This is a genomic window from Leifsonia sp. Root1293 (genome assembly GCF_001425325.1).
Classification (GTDB): domain Bacteria; phylum Actinomycetota; class Actinomycetes; order Actinomycetales; family Microbacteriaceae; genus Orlajensenia.
Map to the genome: position 1 here is coordinate 2,236,965 of NZ_LMEH01000001.1, position 15,417 is coordinate 2,252,381.

Below are 15,417 nucleotides of genomic sequence, written 5' to 3' on the forward strand. Positions count from 1 at the left end.
GTGCTGCTGCTGCAGCTGGTGCTGACTCTGCGGTCGTTCCGGGCGCGTTCACGCGCCGAGTCTATCCGCGGGCACGTCGCGCATCGGGGTCCTTCTCGCCGGGTGAAGTCCGGACGCCGCCCGCGACCTGCAGCCGACGTGCTCGACGCTGTCCACGCGCTGAGCGCCCTAGGCTCGAATCATGACTGCCGACGCCCGCCTGCTTCCCGTCGACTCAGCATCCACCGCGGCTCTCGCCGCCACCGGGCTGCGCTACGGCCTGGTCGACACCACGGATCGCGCGGCCTTCGCGGCGTGGGACCAGGCCGACTCGCGGGGCTTCCACGAGGGCCGCCTGAGCGATGAGATCATCGACGCGAACTTCGCCAACCTCGCCTACCGCCGCACGACCGGCGTCTGGGACGACACGATCCCGGATGCCGCCGTCCCCGTCGCGACCGTCAGCACCTGGGTCGCCGAACTCACGGTTCCCGGCCCCGCCATCGTTCCGGCCTGGGCCGTGAGCTCGGTCACCGTCGCGGCGACGCACCGCCGTCGCGGCATCGCTCGAGCGCTCATGGAGGGCGAGCTGCGCACGGCGGCGGCCGCCGGCGTTCCACTCGCCATCCTCACCGCGAGCGAGGCCACCATCTACGGCCGGTACGGCTATGCGCCGGCCACCTCGGTCGCGACGCTGGAGGTCGACCGCCGTCGCGTCGCGTGGGCGGGGCCGACGCCGACGGGTCGGGTGCACTTCGTCGAGCCTGCAGCGGCACGCTCGGTCGTCGAGGGGATCTCGGCTCGCGCTGTGCGCAGGACCCCCGGCGAGATCGACCGATGGGGCGGCCGCTTCGACCAGCACTTCGGCCTCATCTCGCCGGACAGCGATCGCGGGCGGTCGATCCGCACGGTGCGCTACGACGATGCCGACGGCACGGCGCAGGGCGTGGCCGCATTCCGGCTGGTCGAGCAGGAGCCCGACATCGTGCGGCTCGAGGTCGAGCATTTCACGGCGGCGACTGATGATGCCTACGCCGGCCTGTGGAAGTTCCTGCTCGAACACGACCTCGTGACCAGCATCCGTGCCCGCCACAGGTCGATCGACGAGCCGCTGACTCACCTCATCACCGACAGGCGCGCCGTGCGCTGGAGCGAGATCGAGGACTTCCTCTGGGTGCGCGTGCTCGACCCGATCGCGGCGCTCGAGAGCCGCCGGTACGGCGCTTCCGGCCGTCTCGACCTAGAGGTCTCCGATGCCCTGGGCTTCGCCGGCGGGCGCTTCAGGCTCGAGGCTGCACCCGACGGCTCGGCCTCGGTGACGCGGGTGTCTGCGGACGCGGATGCCGGTGCGGATGCCGACGCCGGTGCCGACGCCGGCGACGGTGCCGGTGATGGCGCCGGCGCTCCGGCGACGCTCGCCCTGACCGTCAACCAGCTCGGGGCGATCTTCCTGGGCGGCGTGCGGGCCACAGTGCTCGCATCCGCAGGCCTGATCACGGCCGACGAGCCCGAGACGCTGGCGCTGGCGGACCGCCTGTTCGCCGCCGAGCGCACCCCGCACCTCAGCATCGTCTTCTAGGCCCCTCTGGAAAGCGAGGACTTTCGGGCCGATTCGGCCCGAATCGCTCCTCCCCGTTCTCGTCGCGTCGGAAAGTCCTCGCTTTCCAGAGAAGCGAAGCGGAATCGGCCCGCGCCGGGGACGAGGCCGGGGACGAGGGCGCCGACGACGGCGCGCCCGCCCGCCAGCCCGCGAACGGGGACTTCTCGCGAGCCCGCGCGCATCCGTAACGTCGAGTGCCTGACCCACGAAAGGCTCCGATGACGGCTCTCTCCCCCGAGGTCGACCCTGCGCGCACTGCAGCGACCACCCTCCGCAGCCGTGCTGCGGGCGCATCCGTCATCACCCGATGCCTGGCCGAGCAGTCGCAGGTGCCCGACCGGGGGCGCCTCGCCCGCGTGCTCGGCCGCAGTCCGCTCTCGGAGGACTCGCGCAGCTGGTACCTCGGAGCGCTCGGAGAGCTGGCCGTGGCGACCCGGCTCAGGCAGCTCGGACCCGACTGGACCGTGCTGCACTCCGTTCCGGTCGGCCGCGGCGAGAGCGACATCGATCATGTCGTCATCGGGCCGTCGGGCGTCTACACGATCAACACCAAGCACCACGACGATGCCCGGGTCTGGGTGGGTGCCCGCAAGCTGCTCGTCAACGGCCAGCCGACCGACTACCTCCGCAACGCGCGGCACGAGGCCGAGCGCGCCACCCGCCTGCTGAGCGCCGCCAGTGGGAGCGACATCGTGGTGCGCCCCGTCATCGCCCTCGTCGGCGCGAAGACGATCACCGTCAAGCAGCAGCCGAGCGACGTCATGGTGCTCGCCGACACCCAGCTGGTGCGCTGGCTTCGACGGCGGCGGCGGACGCCGGCCCTCGAGACGACGCCTGTCGTGGCCGCCGCGGAGCATCCGTCGACCTGGCACTCGAACCCGACCGAGGCCCTCGCCGACGCGAATCTCGAGCAGTTCGCCACACTTCAGCACGAGGTGCGCACGGCCCGGGACGTGCGCGCCATCTGGCTGGGCGCCGTGGCCGTCTCCGTCGGCGCCGTCGCCGTGACGCAGCTGATGCCGGCGATCGCGCTCATGCTCGGCTGAGCCCGGCTCAGGCGGCCGCGTCGCCCCGCCGGCCCGCTCTCGCTCGCCTCGCGCCACGTTTACAGGACCACAGCGACGATGGGCGCCCCACAGCCCCTATCGTGCGGCTCGTCCTGCAAACTCAGACCGCCCCCTCGACCCGCGAGCCGACGGATGTCAGGCTGGCTGCATGGCGACGGGGCGAGTGAAGCGCGGGTACTTCTGGGTGCTGAAGAACACCCTCAACCGGCTCACGCTCGGTCTCGCACGCTGGGGCCACGGCCCGTTCTCGCTCGTGCGCCACGTCGGCCGTACGAGCGGACGCACCTTCGAGACCCCGCTCATCCTGGCGCGGGTTCCCGAGGGCTTCGTCGCCGAGCTCACCTACGGCGACGACGTCAACTGGTACCGCAACATCGTGGCCGCGGGTACCTGCGTCATCGTCTCCGGTGGTCGTGAGTACAGCATCGCTGCAATCGAGCCCTATACGACGGATGCCGGCCTGCAGGCGTTCGGCGGCCCCCGCGCCGCGATCCTCCGGCTGCTCGGGCGCGAGGAGTTCCGGCTGCTGCGCGTGCGTGCCGCGGGGGCCGCCTGACCGCCAGCGACAGCGACAGCGCCACCGCCACCGCCAGCGCCGCCGTCGGCGTCACTCCATCGTGTCGAGGATGCCCACCAGCAGGTCGAACGTGGTCAGCGGGTTGATGATCGCGAAGCGCGCGTTCGGCCGACCGGCGTGCGACGACGGCGTCACGAAGGCGTGCTGCGACTCCAACAGGCGCGCGGACCAGGCGTCGTAGTCGGCCTTGGCCCATCCGTCGCGCTCGAAGACCACGACGGAGAGCTGCGGGTCCCGCACCAGCGACAGGCCGGGGCGCTTCTCGATCTCGGCGGCGATGTCCAACGCCAGCTGGATGGAGTGCGACACGGCGTCGCGGTAGGCCTGGCCGCCGTAGGTCGCGAGCGAGAACCACAGCGGCAGCCCGCGCGCGCGGCGGGTGAGGTGCGCCGCGTAGTCCGATGGGCTCCAGTCGCTGGTCTCGGTGAGGGTGTCGAGGTACTCGGCGTGCTGCGTGTGCGCGCGCCGGCCCGACTCGGGGTCGCTGTAGATGAGGGCGCAGGCGTCGAACGGGGCGAACAGCCACTTGTGCGGATCGACGATCACCGAGTCGGCGCGCTCGACGCCGGCGAAGCGGTGCCTCGCGAGCGGCGACAGCATGGCCGCGAGGCCGTAGGCGCCGTCGACGTGCAGCCAGAACTCGAACTCGTCCTTCAGGGCCGCGATCGAGGCGATGTCGTCGACGATGCCGAAGTTCGTCGATCCCCCGGTGGCCACCACCGCGAGAACGGATGCCCCGTGCTCGACGAGCGCCGCCCGCACGCCATCGCCCGTGAGCATGCCGTCGGCGCCCGGGGCGACCGGCACGACCTCGACGTCCATCACGCGCGCGGCAGAGGCGATCGACGAGTGCGCCTCGGCGCTGCACACGATCACCCAGCGGCGCGGCTGTTCGTCGCCGCGCTCGGTCACGCGGAGGCGCGCACGCTCGCGGGCTGCGACGAGAGCCGACAGGTTGCCCAGGGTGCCGCCCTGCACGAACACGCCGCCGGAGGTCGGGGGCAGGCCGAACTCCCGGGCGAGCCATCCGAGGGCCTCGTTCTCGGCGAAGACGGCGCCGGCGCCCTCGAGCCAGGATCCGCCGTACAGCGCACTGGCCGACACGACGAGGTCGAAGGAGATCGCCGCCTTCGTCGGGGCGGATGGGATGAAGGAGAGGTACTGCGGGTGGTCCGTCGTGATGCAGGCCGGTGCGAGCACGTGCTCGAACAGGGCGAGAGCGCGGGTGGCGCCGATGCCCTTCTCGTCGATCGAGCGGCCGGCGAGGCGCTCGAGCTCCGCCGCGCTCAACGGCTTGTCGAGCGGGGTGTCAGCGCTGAGGATGCGTCGCCGCGAGTATTCGAGCACCACGTCGACGATGTCGCTGGTCTCCTTCGAGACCTCGTGCATGCGGGTGGTCTGGGTTCCGGCTGCGGGAGTGGTTCCGCGTGCTGCGTTCATGGGTACATCTTTCCGTTCAGCCGCCGACTCCGGGAGAACAGCTGGGCTCCACCCAGTGAAACGGATGCGACGCGCAGTGTTGCGCACTGGAGCAGGGGCTTCGAGCGCGTTCGGGTGCCGTCGTGCAGGAAATCGCCGCGACGCTCGCAGCACCGGCCCCACGCGCCGCCCGTTCCGCCCGCCCGTGCCTGCGCTGCCGTTTCTCCGGCGCGCGCCCGAAATCCGAGGCGCGGCGCTGAGGAACGGGCGCGCAACAGCCCTCGTGGGTGTCGGATGCTCCCGCTACCGTGAGGTCATGACCGACTCAGCACTGATCAGCGGCACGACAGCAGCCGGAGTCCCGTTCGTCGCCCGGCAGGCGGTGTCGGCATCCGCCCCCGTGATCGTCGCCTGGCACCTGCTCGATCCTCCGCGCACCCCGGCGGCGTTCGCGGCCGCCCTCCCGCTCGCCGGGCTCGATGCCACGGTGTTCTACCTCGGCCTTCCCCTCAGCGGCGACCGCATGCCCGATGGCGGCTTCGAGGAGATCATGCGTCGCGCCGGGGAGGACGTCGTGATGCAGTTGTTCGCACCGATCCTCGAGGGCGCCATCGCCGAGTTCCCTGCCGCGTTCGCCGAGCTGAGCGAGAGATTCGGTGTCGCCGACGGTGCCGCCCTCGGCCTGCTGGGCGGCTCCGCCGGGTCCGCCGTCGCCGCCGGCGTACTCGCGAGCGGCACCTCCGGCGCCTCGGCGGCCGTGCTCGTGAGCCCCATGCTGCAGCTCGCACCGAACATCGATGCGATGGCCGACTTCCTGGGTGGCGACGCCTACTCGTGGCACCCGGAGTCCCGCAGGGTCGCCGCCGAGATGGACTTCGTCGCCCGCGCCGACGAGATCACGGCGACGGATGCCGCCGTCCGCGTCATCGCCGGCCTCGACGACGAGCCGGCCTTCGTCGGGCCTGCGCGCCTGTTCGCCGTCGCCGCCGGAGCAGACCTGCAGCTCATGGAGGGCGTCGCCCACGCGTTGGCGGAGGAGCCGGGCATGGAGCCCGCACCCCAGACCGAAGCCGCGGCCGACTACGACGTGCTCGCGGTGGAGTGGTTCAGCGAGCACCTGCTATGACCCCCGCCGCCCCCGAACCCCGAGCCCCGCTCCCCGCTGATCGAGTAGCGCCCGACGCAGCCCCGCCGATCCAGTAGCGCCCGACCCAGCCCCGCTGGTCCAGTAGCGCCCGACGCAGTCGGACGCGTATCGAGATCACCCGTCAGCGGAGCCCCCTACTTGTAGGAGTAGAACCCCTCACCCGTGGAGGTGCCGAGCTTGCCCTGATCGATGTAATTCTCCTTGAGGTACGCGGCGAACGCCTGCTGCTTCTCTCCGCCGTGCGAGGAGATGTTGTAGGCGGTCGTGAGTCCCACGATGTCGTAGATCTGGAACGGGCCGAGGGGAGCGCCGGTTCCGATACGCCAGGTCTTGTCGATGGTCTCCGGATCGGCGTAGCCACCCACCACCAGTTCACCGGCGGCGTCGAGGAACGGGACGAGCAGCGAGTTCAGCAGGTAGCCGGCCTTCTCCTTCCTGATCTCGATCGGCACCATGCCGATCGACGATGCGAAGTCGACGACGCTCTGGAAGACGGCGGCATCCGTCACCGGCGTTCCCATGATCTCGGCGGTGTTCTGCGCCCAGACATGGTTGGCGAAGTGCAGAGCCAGGAAGCGCTCTGGGCGGCCGGTGAAGCCGGACAGGTCGCTCGGCAGGAGCGTCGACGAGTTCGTCGCGAAGATCGTGTGCGCCGGAGCGAGGGCGGCCAGCTTCGTGTAGGTGTCTCGCTTGAGTGCGAGGTTCTCGGGGATCGCCTCGATGACGAGGTCGGCATCCGCGACCGCGTCGGCGAGGTCGGCCGAGAGCCGGATGCGGTCGAGCGCGTCAGCGGCCCGGCCGTCGGCGGCGCCGGCGACCTCCCGGGTGTACGTCTCGGCGAGGGCGGCGAAGCGCGCCTTCGCCTGCTCGAGCACCTCGGCGCTGATGTCGTAGGCGACCACCTCGAGTCCTGAGAACGCGGTCTGGTACGCGATCTGCGACCCGAGCACGCCGGTTCCGAGCACTGTGATCTTCGTCAGTTCTGACATGACTTCCTTCTTGCTTTCTTACTTGTGTGGGTTCTCTTGTGGAGTCGTGGGGGCGGATGCCGCATCCGCCGTCGCCGTCGGGACATGCGCGGCGTTGAAGCGGGCCAGTGCGGCGGCGAATGCTGCGACCTCGGCGTCGCTCCAGTCGCCCATCTGCGCATCGACGACGTTCTGCAGGATGCCGAGGCTCTCGCGGTAGGCGTCCCATCCCGCTGGGGTCAGCTCGAGCGGCCGGCCCCGGCCGGCCGCATCCGTCGCCTCGCGCACGACGCCGAGCCTCGTGAGGTTGGCGAGCTGCCGCGAGACGGTCGACCGGTTCAGCAGGAACTCCCGCGCGATGTCGGTGGAGCGGCTGCCGGGATTGTCGACGATGAACGCGACGATCGACTGGTCGGCCAGGGAGAGTCGGATCCCCGCCGTACGGGCGTCGGCGACTCCACGCCGGGAGATCCGGATGAGGGCGCGCAGCACGCTCGCCGCGTGTTCGTCTCGCTGTTCGGACACGGTGACCTTCCCCTCTGTTGTCTTATGCAACAGTACGCCTGAGTGTTGCCTTCTGCAACATAGCCAGCGTCAGAGGATCCGGTAGAACCGCCGGGCCGTGCCGGCGAACATCTGCTCCCGCTCAGCGCGATCGAATCGCGCGGTGATCTGGTCGAACGCCTCGTACAGGGCGCCGAACCCCGAGTAGAGGCCGTCGACCGGGAAGTTGCTGCCGAACATGCACCGCGATGGCCCGAACACGTCGATGGTGTCGAGCACGATGCGACGGATGCTCTCCGGCGACCAGCGATGATCGTTCGTGCCGAGCGCCGAGATCTTCACCATCGTGCCGGGCTCAGCAGCCACCCGGGTCAACCCGCGCTTCCAGGCTCGGAGGGAGTCGGCGTCCCGCTTGATGGGCATCCCGGCGTGGTCCAGCACGATCGGCACCTCCGGGTGGGCCGCGGCGAGCGCCGCCGCCGCCTGCAACTGCGCCGGGAAGACCTGCAGGTCGAAGGACAGGCCGTGGGAGCCCAGGCTGGCGAAGCCCCTCAGCCAGGCCGGGTCCTGCATGAGGTCTGCTCGATCGCGATGCGCATAGAAGGGGTTCTCGTGCCAGTTCAGGATGTCGCGGACACCTCGCACCGATGACAGCGCGGCGTGCGCGGCGATCCGATCCGCGGCATCCGGTGCCTGAAGGTCGACCTTCGCCACCTGCACGCTCGGAACGGAGTTCGCGGCGATGATGCCGTCGACCCAGGCGCTCTCCCAGAGGGGGTCCCCAGCGCCGTTCTCCACATGCACCGAGCCCACCAGCGTGGCTCCGATCGCCTCGATCTCAAGGGCGTCGGCCCTGTAGTCGGACAGCAGGTAGTCCCGCCTCAGCGGGAAGTCATCGCCGTGGTAGCGCTCGACCCTCGGCCCCTCGAGCCACGGATAGGAGGCCGTGCTGAGCGCGCAGAGGTGGTGATGGGCATCGATGACGTCGAGGTCGAGCATGGATTCCTTCAGTCCGATCCGGATGGCGCGACGGATGGCGCGACCGCTGCCGCGGCGCCGTGGCGGGCGATCGACAGTTCGACGGCCGAGTGATCGAGGACCCCATCCCCATCCTGCACCGCGCGCTCGAACACCTGCTCGAGGGCGGTCGCCACCGGCAGTGTCAGCCCGGTGGAGCGCGCAGCCTCAGCCACGAAACGCAGGTCCTTGAGCTGATTGGCCGAGCTGCCGCCGCCGTCGAAGTCGCCGCTCAGCCACCGGTCGCGTTTCTGGGCGAGGACCTCGGATGCCGCGAGCCCTCCGCCTAGCAGCTGCAGCAGCTGGCCGCGATCGATGCCTGTGGCGTCGGCCAGCACGAGGGCCTCCGAGAGGGCCGCGACCGTCGCCGCGACGACGACCTGGTTGCAGGCCTTGGCCACTTCCCCGCTGCCGAGCGGGCCGAGATGGAGCACCGTCGAGCCGACCGCATCGAGCACGGGCCAGGCCCGTTCCACGGCATCGGGCGCTCCCCCGACCATCACGCTGAGGGCGCCGGATTCGGCCCCGGCGACGCCACCGCTCAAGGGCGCGTCGACGACCGCGACGCCGTGCAGCGCCAGCTGCTCACCGAGCTCTGCGACCGCCACCGGAGAGACGGTCCCGTGCACCACGAGCACAGGCGCGGGCACCCCGTTCCGGCGCCAGCCCGCCAGGAGCCCGCCGTCGCCCTCGAGGAGCTGCTCGACGTCGACGAGGTCCGTCAGAACGGTGAGGGTGACGGATGCCGCTGCGTCGGCCGGTGTCGCAGCGAGCGACGCCCCGGCCTCGACGAGCGCAGCGGCCTTGTCGGGCGACCGGTTCCAGACCGTGAGCGCGCCCCGCGACGCGAGAAGCCGGCGGGCGATGGGCTCGCCCATGCGACCGAGCCCGAGCAGCGCGACATCGGGCGCGCTCATGCCGTGCCCTCGTCTCTGCCCGAGAGGTCGGCGAGCAGCGTCGGGTCGACGTCCTCGAGCAGCACCGCGGCGGTGAACCCCAGGAGGTTCACGGCACGGTCCAGCCTCACGGGAACCTCGCGGCGCTCGAACCGTTCTCTCGGGACCGCCGGCGCGATCTGCTCCAGTGCGTCCTCGGTGTCCTGGCGGAGGTAGGTGTTGGGCGCGGCCACCAGGATGCCGGGGCCCGGTGGAGTCTCGTGGGTGAGGGCAGCGAGCGTCGCTTCCGCTGCATCCGTCACGTCGAGGTAGGTCCAGCCCTCGCACGCCTGACGACGCGGGTCACCGCGCAGCGCCGCCCGGATGTGACGAGCGAACGCCCGCCCTCCCTCGGCCCTGATGTCGCGCACCAACGGATAGCGGAGGCCGGTGACGGCCAGGCCCGACCATCGGGCGATCGCCACAGCCGCCGCCTCGTTCGCCTGCTTCGACAGCGAATACGGATCGCCGATGTCCGCCGGTTCGTCCTCGTCCCACGGATACCGCGACGGCAGGACCGGCTGGGCGTTCAACGGCAGGCCGAACGCATTGATGCTGGAGGCGAAGACGGCCTTGGCGAGACCGGCCTCCGCCGCGGCATTCAGCACGAGGAAGGTGCCGAGCGCGTTCGCCGCATAGATCTCGCCCGGCCCCGTGAAGCCGAGGCCCGGGATGCCGGCCAGGTGGACGACGGCATCCTGACCCGCGATGGCGTCCAGCACCGCGGCTTCGTCGGTCACGGATGCCTGCCGATACGAGACGGCACCGGCTTCGTCGGCTCGCCTCGCAGCATCATCCGCGCTGCGGTCGAGCGCCGTGACCAGGGCGCCGGCCGCAGCGAGTCGCCGTACGACGGCGCGGCCGATCAGTCCGTCTCCACCCGTGACGAGCACCCGTCGGCCGGTGACCGACCCGAGGGCACTCATCACGGGTGCCGACCTCACTTCGATGCCCCGGTGCCGACGGTCGCCTCCGCGCCGCCCACGGCAGCGACCGAGGAGGTCAGCGGTGCCGGGATGGGCTTGTCACGGTCACCGCGACCGCCGCGCTTCATCATGGGCCAGCCCTTGCTGCCCTGGTCGACGGCGACGGCGATGATCACGACGAGACCGGTGACGATCTGCTCGTAGAAGCTCGGGACGTTCAGCAGCACGAGGCCGTTGGTCAGCGCACCGAGGATGAGGGCTCCGACGAGGGTGCCGGCGATCCGGCCCTCTCCACCCATCAGGTTGGCACCGCCGATGACGGCTGCGGCGATGGCCGTGAGCAGGTAGGGGCTTCCAGCCTCTGACTGCGCAGCACTGATCCTCGCGACGACCACGAGTCCGGCCAGGGCGGCGAGCGCACCGGAGATGCCGTAGACGAGGATCTTCACGCGGTTCACCCGGATGCCCGACAGCCAGGCCGTCTCCTCGCTGCCGCCGATCGCGATCACGTTCTGGCCGAAGACGGTGCGCCGCAGCAGCAGCCAGGCGAGGATCGCCACGACGATCACGATGATCACGATGACCGGAATCCCGCCGATGTAGCTGTTCAGCATGAGCACGAACTCCTGGGGAACGTTGTACACGGGTGTTCCGTTCGTGACCACGTAGGCGAGCCCCTGATACACGCTCATGGTTCCGAGCGTCGCGATGAAGGGCGGCAGTTTCAGCATCGTGATGAGCAACCCGTTGACGGCGCCGGCACTGAAGCCGAGCAGGATGCCGGCCAGCAGGGCGGGGAAGGGCGCCACGCCCTCGTTCACCATGATGTTGGCCGACACCATGCCGACGAGGCTCGCGATCGAGCCGACGGAGAGGTCGATGCCTCCCGTGATGATCACGAAGGTGAGGCCGATGCCGATCAGGGCGTTCACGCACGCCGACACCGCGACGTCGCGCAGGTTGTCGAGCGTGAGGAAGTTGGGGCTCAGGATGCCGAAGATGATGAAGATGACGGCGGCGGCGATGAAGATGCCGATCGCCTGGAAATTGATGGTCAGCTTCCTGCCCGGTCGGGTGGTCGCAGCGTCGTTGCTCATGATGTTCCCTTCGCAATGCCCATGGCGCTGGCCACCAGGCTGTGTTCGTTGATGTCGTCGCCGATGTGCTCGGAGACGAAGCGTCCGCCGCTCATGACGAGCACCCGGTCGCTGAGCGAGATGATCTCGGGGAGGTCGCTGGAGACGACGATGATGGCGTTGCCGGCCGCGGCGAGTTTGTCGATGAGTCCGTAGATCTCTGCGCGGCCGCCCACGTCGACCCCTTTGGTCGGTTCGTCGAACAGGAAGACCTTCGAGCCGCGCCGCAGCCACTTGGCGATCACGAGCTTCTGCTGGTTGCCACCTGAGAACTGGCGTGCGCGCAGCTTCACGTTCGCGGGCTTGAGAGCGAGTGACTGCGCGATCTGCGTCGAGACGTCCACCTGCCGGCGCACGCTGAGGAACGGACCAGTGCCGACCAGATCGGGAGCAGCTGTCAGCGAGATGTTGGCGTAGGCCGGCATCTGCAGGGCGAGCCCCTGCTGCTTGCGGTCTTCGGGGATGAACGCGATCCCGGCATCCCGGCTGTCGTTCGGAGTGTGGATGCGCTCGGTGACACCGTCGATGGTGATGACGCCACTGCATCCGGGGTCCGCCCGAACGATGGCACGCAGGAACTCGGTGCGCCCGGAACCGACCAGTCCGGCGATGCCCACGATCTCGCCCCTGCGAACCGCGATCTCGTTCGTGTACTGCGTGCCGGGTCTGGTGACGGATGTCGCCGAGAACAGCACCGGGGCATCCGCCGCCACCGGATGCTCGCGTGTGAAGCCGAGCAGTTCCCGCCCGACCATGTTGCGCACGATGTCCTCTGTCGTGGTGTCGGCGATGGCAGCCTGATAGCCCACCCGTCCGTCCCGCAGGACCACCACCCTGTCGGAGACCGTCATGACCTCGGGCATCTTGTGGGACACGAAGATCACCGCGACGCCGCGCTCCGCCGCGAGTTCGCGCACCCGCAGCAGCACCGCCTCGACGTTCTGCTCCACCATCGACGTGGTCGGTTCGTCGAGCGCGACGATCTTGGCGCCGAACGCGAACGACTTGGCGATGGTGAGCGCATGCCGCTGGGCCGGGCTCAGCCGCGAGAGCGGCGTGCGGCGGTCCAGGGGGAACCCCATCCTGGCGACGTCGGCCAGAGCCTCCGCGACCTGGCTGGCCGCGGCCCGACGTTCGCCCCGCGTCTTGCCCAGGAGCAGGTTCTGCTCCACGGTCAATTGCGGAACGACGGCCGGCTCCTGATGGGCGATGACGACGCCTTCGGCGAGCGCGCGGCGCGGGGAGTACTCACCGCGCCGCACGCCGTCCACGTACACCGAGCCACGATCGGGGGCCAGTGAGCCGCCGATGATGCCGAGGAGAGTGCTCTTCCCGGCGCCGTTCTCGCCGGCGAGGGTGAGCACCTCTCCTCGATCGAGCGAGAAGCTCACGTCGTCCAGGGCGCGCACGCCCGGGAACGACTTGGCGATGTTCCGGATCTCGAGCAGGGTGTCGGTCATGAGAGGGACTCCTTCATGCAGTTCGTCGTCGAACGGTCGGCTGGCCGGGTCGGCCGATCAGGGCATGCCGGTCGGGTAGTCGGCCACGTTTGCCTCGTCGATGATGAACGCGGGAACGTCGACCCAGTCCGGCACCTCCTTGCCCGCGAGCAGCCAGAGCGCGATCTTCACTCCGGACGCGCCCTCGGTGGTCGGGCGCTCGCTGACCGTCGCCGTGTAGGTGCCGTCCGCGATCTGCTTTTTGGCCTGGGGGATGCCGTCGGTTCCGACCAGGATGACGTCGCCGGTCAGGCCCTTGGCGTCGATGGCAGCCTGGACACCGAGCGCCATGCCGTCGTTCTGGGAGTAGAACGCCTTGATGTCGGGGTTGGCCGTGAGCATCGCCGTTGCGATGGTCTGGGCCTGGTTCGTGTCCCACTTCGCGCTCTGCGAGGCGACGAGTTCGAGGTTCGGGTGCTTCTCGAGACCCGCCTTGAAGCCCTTGCCGCGGTTGAGGGCGTTGGAGGACCCGGGGTCGCCCTCGATCATCGCGACCTTGCCGCTATCGGGCAGCTGCTCGGCGATGTAGTCCGCTGCGGTCTGACCGATGGTTGTGGCATCCGGTCCCACGTAGACGACGCCGGGGATGGTGCCCTGGGCGTCGTTCAGCACGATGGCGGGTACGCCCTGGTCGAGCGCCGCGGTGAAGACGCTGTCGAGCGCCGTCGCGGAGATCGGGGACGCGAGGATGGCCGAGCAGCCCTGGTTCAGGGCGCTCTGCGCCTTATCGAGCTGCTCGGTGATGGAGGACTCGTCGTTCACGGCGAAGGTCTGGTATTCGACGCCGAGCTTCTTGGCCTCGTTCTCGAAGCCGTCGCGTTCGAAGCCCCAGAACTCGTTCGCCAGCGTGCGGGTCACGTAGCAGAGCTTGACGCCGTCGCCGGGCTCGGGGTCCCCGAGCGCCTTCTCGACGTCGGCGATGTCGGTCTTCGTGTCGGCCTGCACCAGGGAGGCGATGTCCGCGCCCCCGCTGGTCGAACCGGCTCCGGCGCTGCCGCCGTCGGGAGTGGCCGTGCAGGCGCTGAGCGCCAGCACTGCGGTGGCCGTGGTCGCGAGGAGTGCGAGCGCACCCATTCGTCGCTGCATTGTGCTGCCTTTCGTCTTTGGAAGGTTCCAGAGGTGGTGCGGATGGTGCTCGCGGTGGGACCGGTTCCATTCTCCGCCGCGAGCGCGGGGACCGGTGATGGTGACGTCAGCGCTGGTGCGCGAGCGCCTCCACGTCGATGAGCGCCTCGGTCTCGCGGCGCAGCTCCAGGGCGGTCGCGAGCGACTCGTCGATGATCACGTCGCCCCAGCTCACGCTCTGTCCCTTGACCACGTCGTGAATGAGCTCGACGTGGTGTGCCAGGGCGACGGGCAGCAGGCGGTTCCGCACGCTGGTCTCGGCCGAGACGAGCTTGCCCCAGACCGTGAATCCCCCCTCGCCGTCGAGGAACTCACCGGCGGTCAGGTCCTTCTTGGCGGTGGCGACGACGTCGCCGTGGAAGCCCGTCGGTGACCCCGTCGCGATGCCGCGGAGTGCGGCGTTCGCGATCGAGACGTTCAGTTCGAGTCCGACGTAGTGGTACGGCCGGTAGAGCGCCGCGTACTGTCCGGTGGGGTCGGGATGCCACGGATACTCGGTGAAGCACCCGGACACGTAGGCGTTCGTGGCCTTCACGACGACGAACACCCCTTCCTGGGTGTTGAACGGGATCCACTCGCCGTCGCGGGTGACGCTCGACATGACGTCGACCGATCCGCCGTTGGCGAGCACGCCTCCCACCTCGGATGGACGGCAGATCGTCGCGATCTCCTCGACGTTGCCCGGCGTGAAGGTGAGGCCATCGTCCGACGGAACCAGACCGGCGGCGTTGGCCACGGCGGCCATCTCGATCGCGGCCTTCGTGCCGTCGCGGAACGAGGTGTGCATGTAGGGGTTGAGCTGGCCGGAGTCGGTGAGCTCCTTCGAGAACTCCCAGTTGTCCCAGACGTTGTCGGGATTCATCTCGTGGTAGTGCGAGAGGTACTTGGCGCCCTTGCCTGCGCAGACCACATCGAAGCCCGACGTGCGTGCCCAGTCGACGAGCTCCATGATGAGGGCGGGCTGGTCGCCGTAGGCCATGGAGTAGACCACGCCTGCTGCCTCCGCCCGGCGGGCGAGGGCCGGGCCGGCCAGGGCATCCGCCTCGACCGTGACCATGATGATGTGCTTCTTGGTCTCGATGGCCCGAAGTGCATGGTTCACGCCGACGATCGGGTTTCCGGTGGCCTCGACGATGACGTCGATGTCGGAATCGAAGAGGGCAGCCGCATCCGCGACGATCGTCGTCGTCCGGTTCGCGATGGCCTCGTCGATCGAGTCGGCCATGGCCTCGGCCGGCCAGTCGACCAGGGCGAAGGCGCCCTGTGCGCGGGCGACGTTGATGTCGGCGATTGCGACCACGTGGATGCCGGGGATGTTGCGGGCCTGGGCGAGGTACATGGTGCCGTAGCGGCCGGCGCCGATGAGTCCGACGCGGATCGGGCGGCCCTCGCGCTCACGCTGCTGGAGGAGGGGGTGAAGGTTCACGATCGCCTTTCTGATGGTGCACGGCGATGGCGGATCCCTCGTGCCGGTCAGTCCGGCGCGACGCCTTCGTCGATGTTGTGCGGTTGAAGTGG

General features: G+C 69.7%; 14 protein-coding genes. 4 read left to right on the forward strand and 10 right to left on the reverse strand.

Features of this window, described 5'->3' with window-relative positions; all coding sequences use genetic code 11:
• Positions 1-181 precede the first annotated feature (181 nt).
• From ASC59_RS10625 to ASC59_RS10635, 3 genes are all read left to right on the forward strand, one after another.
• On the forward strand, positions 182-1,558 hold the full coding sequence (locus ASC59_RS10625) for a GNAT family N-acetyltransferase (RefSeq protein WP_055821924.1): 1,377 nt from the start codon (positions 182-184) through the stop codon (positions 1,556-1,558).
• Positions 1,559-1,797: 239 nt separating this feature from the next.
• Complete coding sequence (locus ASC59_RS10630) at positions 1,798-2,625, forward strand: nuclease-related domain-containing protein (RefSeq protein ID WP_055821927.1); 828 nt, start codon at positions 1,798-1,800, stop codon at positions 2,623-2,625.
• Positions 2,626-2,794: 169 nt separating this feature from the next.
• Positions 2,795-3,202 (forward strand): hypothetical protein, encoded by a 408-nt coding sequence (locus ASC59_RS10635; protein ID WP_055821930.1) that lies wholly within the window; start codon positions 2,795-2,797, stop codon positions 3,200-3,202.
• A gap of 51 nt (positions 3,203-3,253) precedes the next feature.
• Here ASC59_RS10635 and ASC59_RS10640 read toward each other — a convergent pair whose 3' ends face one another.
• The gene (locus tag ASC59_RS10640) at positions 3,254-4,663 is read right to left on the reverse strand and encodes a pyridoxal phosphate-dependent decarboxylase family protein (RefSeq protein ID WP_055821934.1); all 1,410 of its coding nucleotides are present in this window, start codon (positions 4,661-4,663) and stop codon (positions 3,254-3,256) included.
• A gap of 295 nt (positions 4,664-4,958) precedes the next feature.
• On the opposite strand from ASC59_RS10640, the gene ASC59_RS10645 reads away from it, so the two are divergent.
• Positions 4,959-5,768, forward strand: a complete 810-nt coding sequence (locus ASC59_RS10645; protein WP_082513634.1) for an alpha/beta hydrolase family protein — start codon at positions 4,959-4,961, stop codon at positions 5,766-5,768.
• A 155-nt stretch (positions 5,769-5,923) separates the two neighbouring features.
• Here the strand turns inward: ASC59_RS10645 and ASC59_RS10650 are convergent, their stop codons facing one another.
• From ASC59_RS10650 to ASC59_RS10690, 9 genes are all read right to left on the reverse strand, one after another.
• A complete protein-coding gene (locus ASC59_RS10650) occupies positions 5,924-6,778 on the reverse strand; it encodes a 3-hydroxyacyl-CoA dehydrogenase (protein WP_055821947.1) in 855 nt (284 codons plus the stop codon).
• 18 nt (positions 6,779-6,796) lie between these two features.
• Positions 6,797-7,282 (reverse strand): MarR family winged helix-turn-helix transcriptional regulator, encoded by a 486-nt coding sequence (locus ASC59_RS10655; RefSeq protein ID WP_055821950.1) that lies wholly within the window; start codon positions 7,280-7,282, stop codon positions 6,797-6,799.
• A 69-nt stretch (positions 7,283-7,351) separates the two neighbouring features.
• Positions 7,352-8,260 carry an amidohydrolase family protein gene (locus ASC59_RS10660; RefSeq protein ID WP_055821954.1) on the reverse strand — a complete coding sequence of 303 codons (909 nt, stop codon included), beginning with the start codon at positions 8,258-8,260 and terminating at the stop codon, positions 7,352-7,354.
• 8 nt (positions 8,261-8,268) lie between these two features.
• Complete coding sequence (locus ASC59_RS10665; RefSeq protein WP_055821958.1) at positions 8,269-9,195, reverse strand: NAD(P)-dependent oxidoreductase; 927 nt, start codon at positions 9,193-9,195, stop codon at positions 8,269-8,271.
• Positions 9,192-10,139 (reverse strand): NAD-dependent epimerase/dehydratase family protein, encoded by a 948-nt coding sequence (locus ASC59_RS10670; RefSeq protein WP_055821960.1) that lies wholly within the window; start codon positions 10,137-10,139, stop codon positions 9,192-9,194. Before ASC59_RS10670 ends, ASC59_RS10665 begins: the two co-directional genes overlap by 4 nt.
• A gap of 14 nt (positions 10,140-10,153) precedes the next feature.
• Positions 10,154-11,236, reverse strand: a complete 1,083-nt coding sequence (locus ASC59_RS10675; protein ID WP_055821963.1) for an ABC transporter permease — start codon at positions 11,234-11,236, stop codon at positions 10,154-10,156.
• Positions 11,233-12,735: a sugar ABC transporter ATP-binding protein gene (locus ASC59_RS10680; protein WP_055821966.1), complete on the reverse strand. Its 1,503-nt coding sequence runs from the start codon at positions 12,733-12,735 to the stop codon at positions 11,233-11,235. The genes ASC59_RS10675 and ASC59_RS10680 overlap by 4 nt, the downstream gene beginning before the upstream one ends.
• Positions 12,736-12,792: 57 nt before the next feature.
• Positions 12,793-13,848 (reverse strand): sugar ABC transporter substrate-binding protein, encoded by a 1,056-nt coding sequence (locus tag ASC59_RS10685; RefSeq protein ID WP_055821970.1) that lies wholly within the window; start codon positions 13,846-13,848, stop codon positions 12,793-12,795.
• Positions 13,849-13,966: 118 nt separating this feature from the next.
• Positions 13,967-15,325: an NAD(P)H-dependent oxidoreductase gene (locus tag ASC59_RS10690; protein ID WP_055821975.1), complete on the reverse strand. Its 1,359-nt coding sequence runs from the start codon at positions 15,323-15,325 to the stop codon at positions 13,967-13,969.
• Positions 15,326-15,417: the final 92 nt, after the last annotated feature.

Excerpts from the sequence above, each read along its gene's own strand:
- ASC59_RS10625 (WP_055821924.1), top strand. The coding sequence starts at position 182 with ATGACTGCCGACGCCCGCCTGCTTCCCGTCGACTCAGCATCCACCGCG.
- ASC59_RS10630 (WP_055821927.1), top strand. The coding sequence starts at position 1,798 with ATGACGGCTCTCTCCCCCGAGGTCGACCCTGCGCGCACTGCAGCGACC.
- ASC59_RS10635 (WP_055821930.1), top strand. The coding sequence starts at position 2,795 with ATGGCGACGGGGCGAGTGAAGCGCGGGTACTTCTGGGTGCTGAAGAAC.
- ASC59_RS10640 (WP_055821934.1), bottom strand. The coding sequence starts at position 4,663 with ATGAACGCAGCACGCGGAACCACTCCCGCAGCCGGAACCCAGACCACC.
- ASC59_RS10645 (WP_082513634.1), top strand. The coding sequence starts at position 4,959 with ATGACCGACTCAGCACTGATCAGCGGCACGACAGCAGCCGGAGTCCCG.
- ASC59_RS10650 (WP_055821947.1), bottom strand. The coding sequence starts at position 6,778 with ATGTCAGAACTGACGAAGATCACAGTGCTCGGAACCGGCGTGCTCGGG.
- ASC59_RS10660 (WP_055821954.1), bottom strand. The coding sequence starts at position 8,260 with ATGCTCGACCTCGACGTCATCGATGCCCATCACCACCTCTGCGCGCTC.
- ASC59_RS10665 (WP_055821958.1), bottom strand. The coding sequence starts at position 9,195 with ATGAGCGCGCCCGATGTCGCGCTGCTCGGGCTCGGTCGCATGGGCGAG.
- ASC59_RS10670 (WP_055821960.1), bottom strand. The coding sequence starts at position 10,139 with ATGAGTGCCCTCGGGTCGGTCACCGGCCGACGGGTGCTCGTCACGGGT.
- ASC59_RS10675 (WP_055821963.1), bottom strand. The coding sequence starts at position 11,236 with ATGAGCAACGACGCTGCGACCACCCGACCGGGCAGGAAGCTGACCATC.
- ASC59_RS10680 (WP_055821966.1), bottom strand. The coding sequence starts at position 12,735 with ATGACCGACACCCTGCTCGAGATCCGGAACATCGCCAAGTCGTTCCCG.
- ASC59_RS10685 (WP_055821970.1), bottom strand. The coding sequence starts at position 13,848 with ATGGGTGCGCTCGCACTCCTCGCGACCACGGCCACCGCAGTGCTGGCG.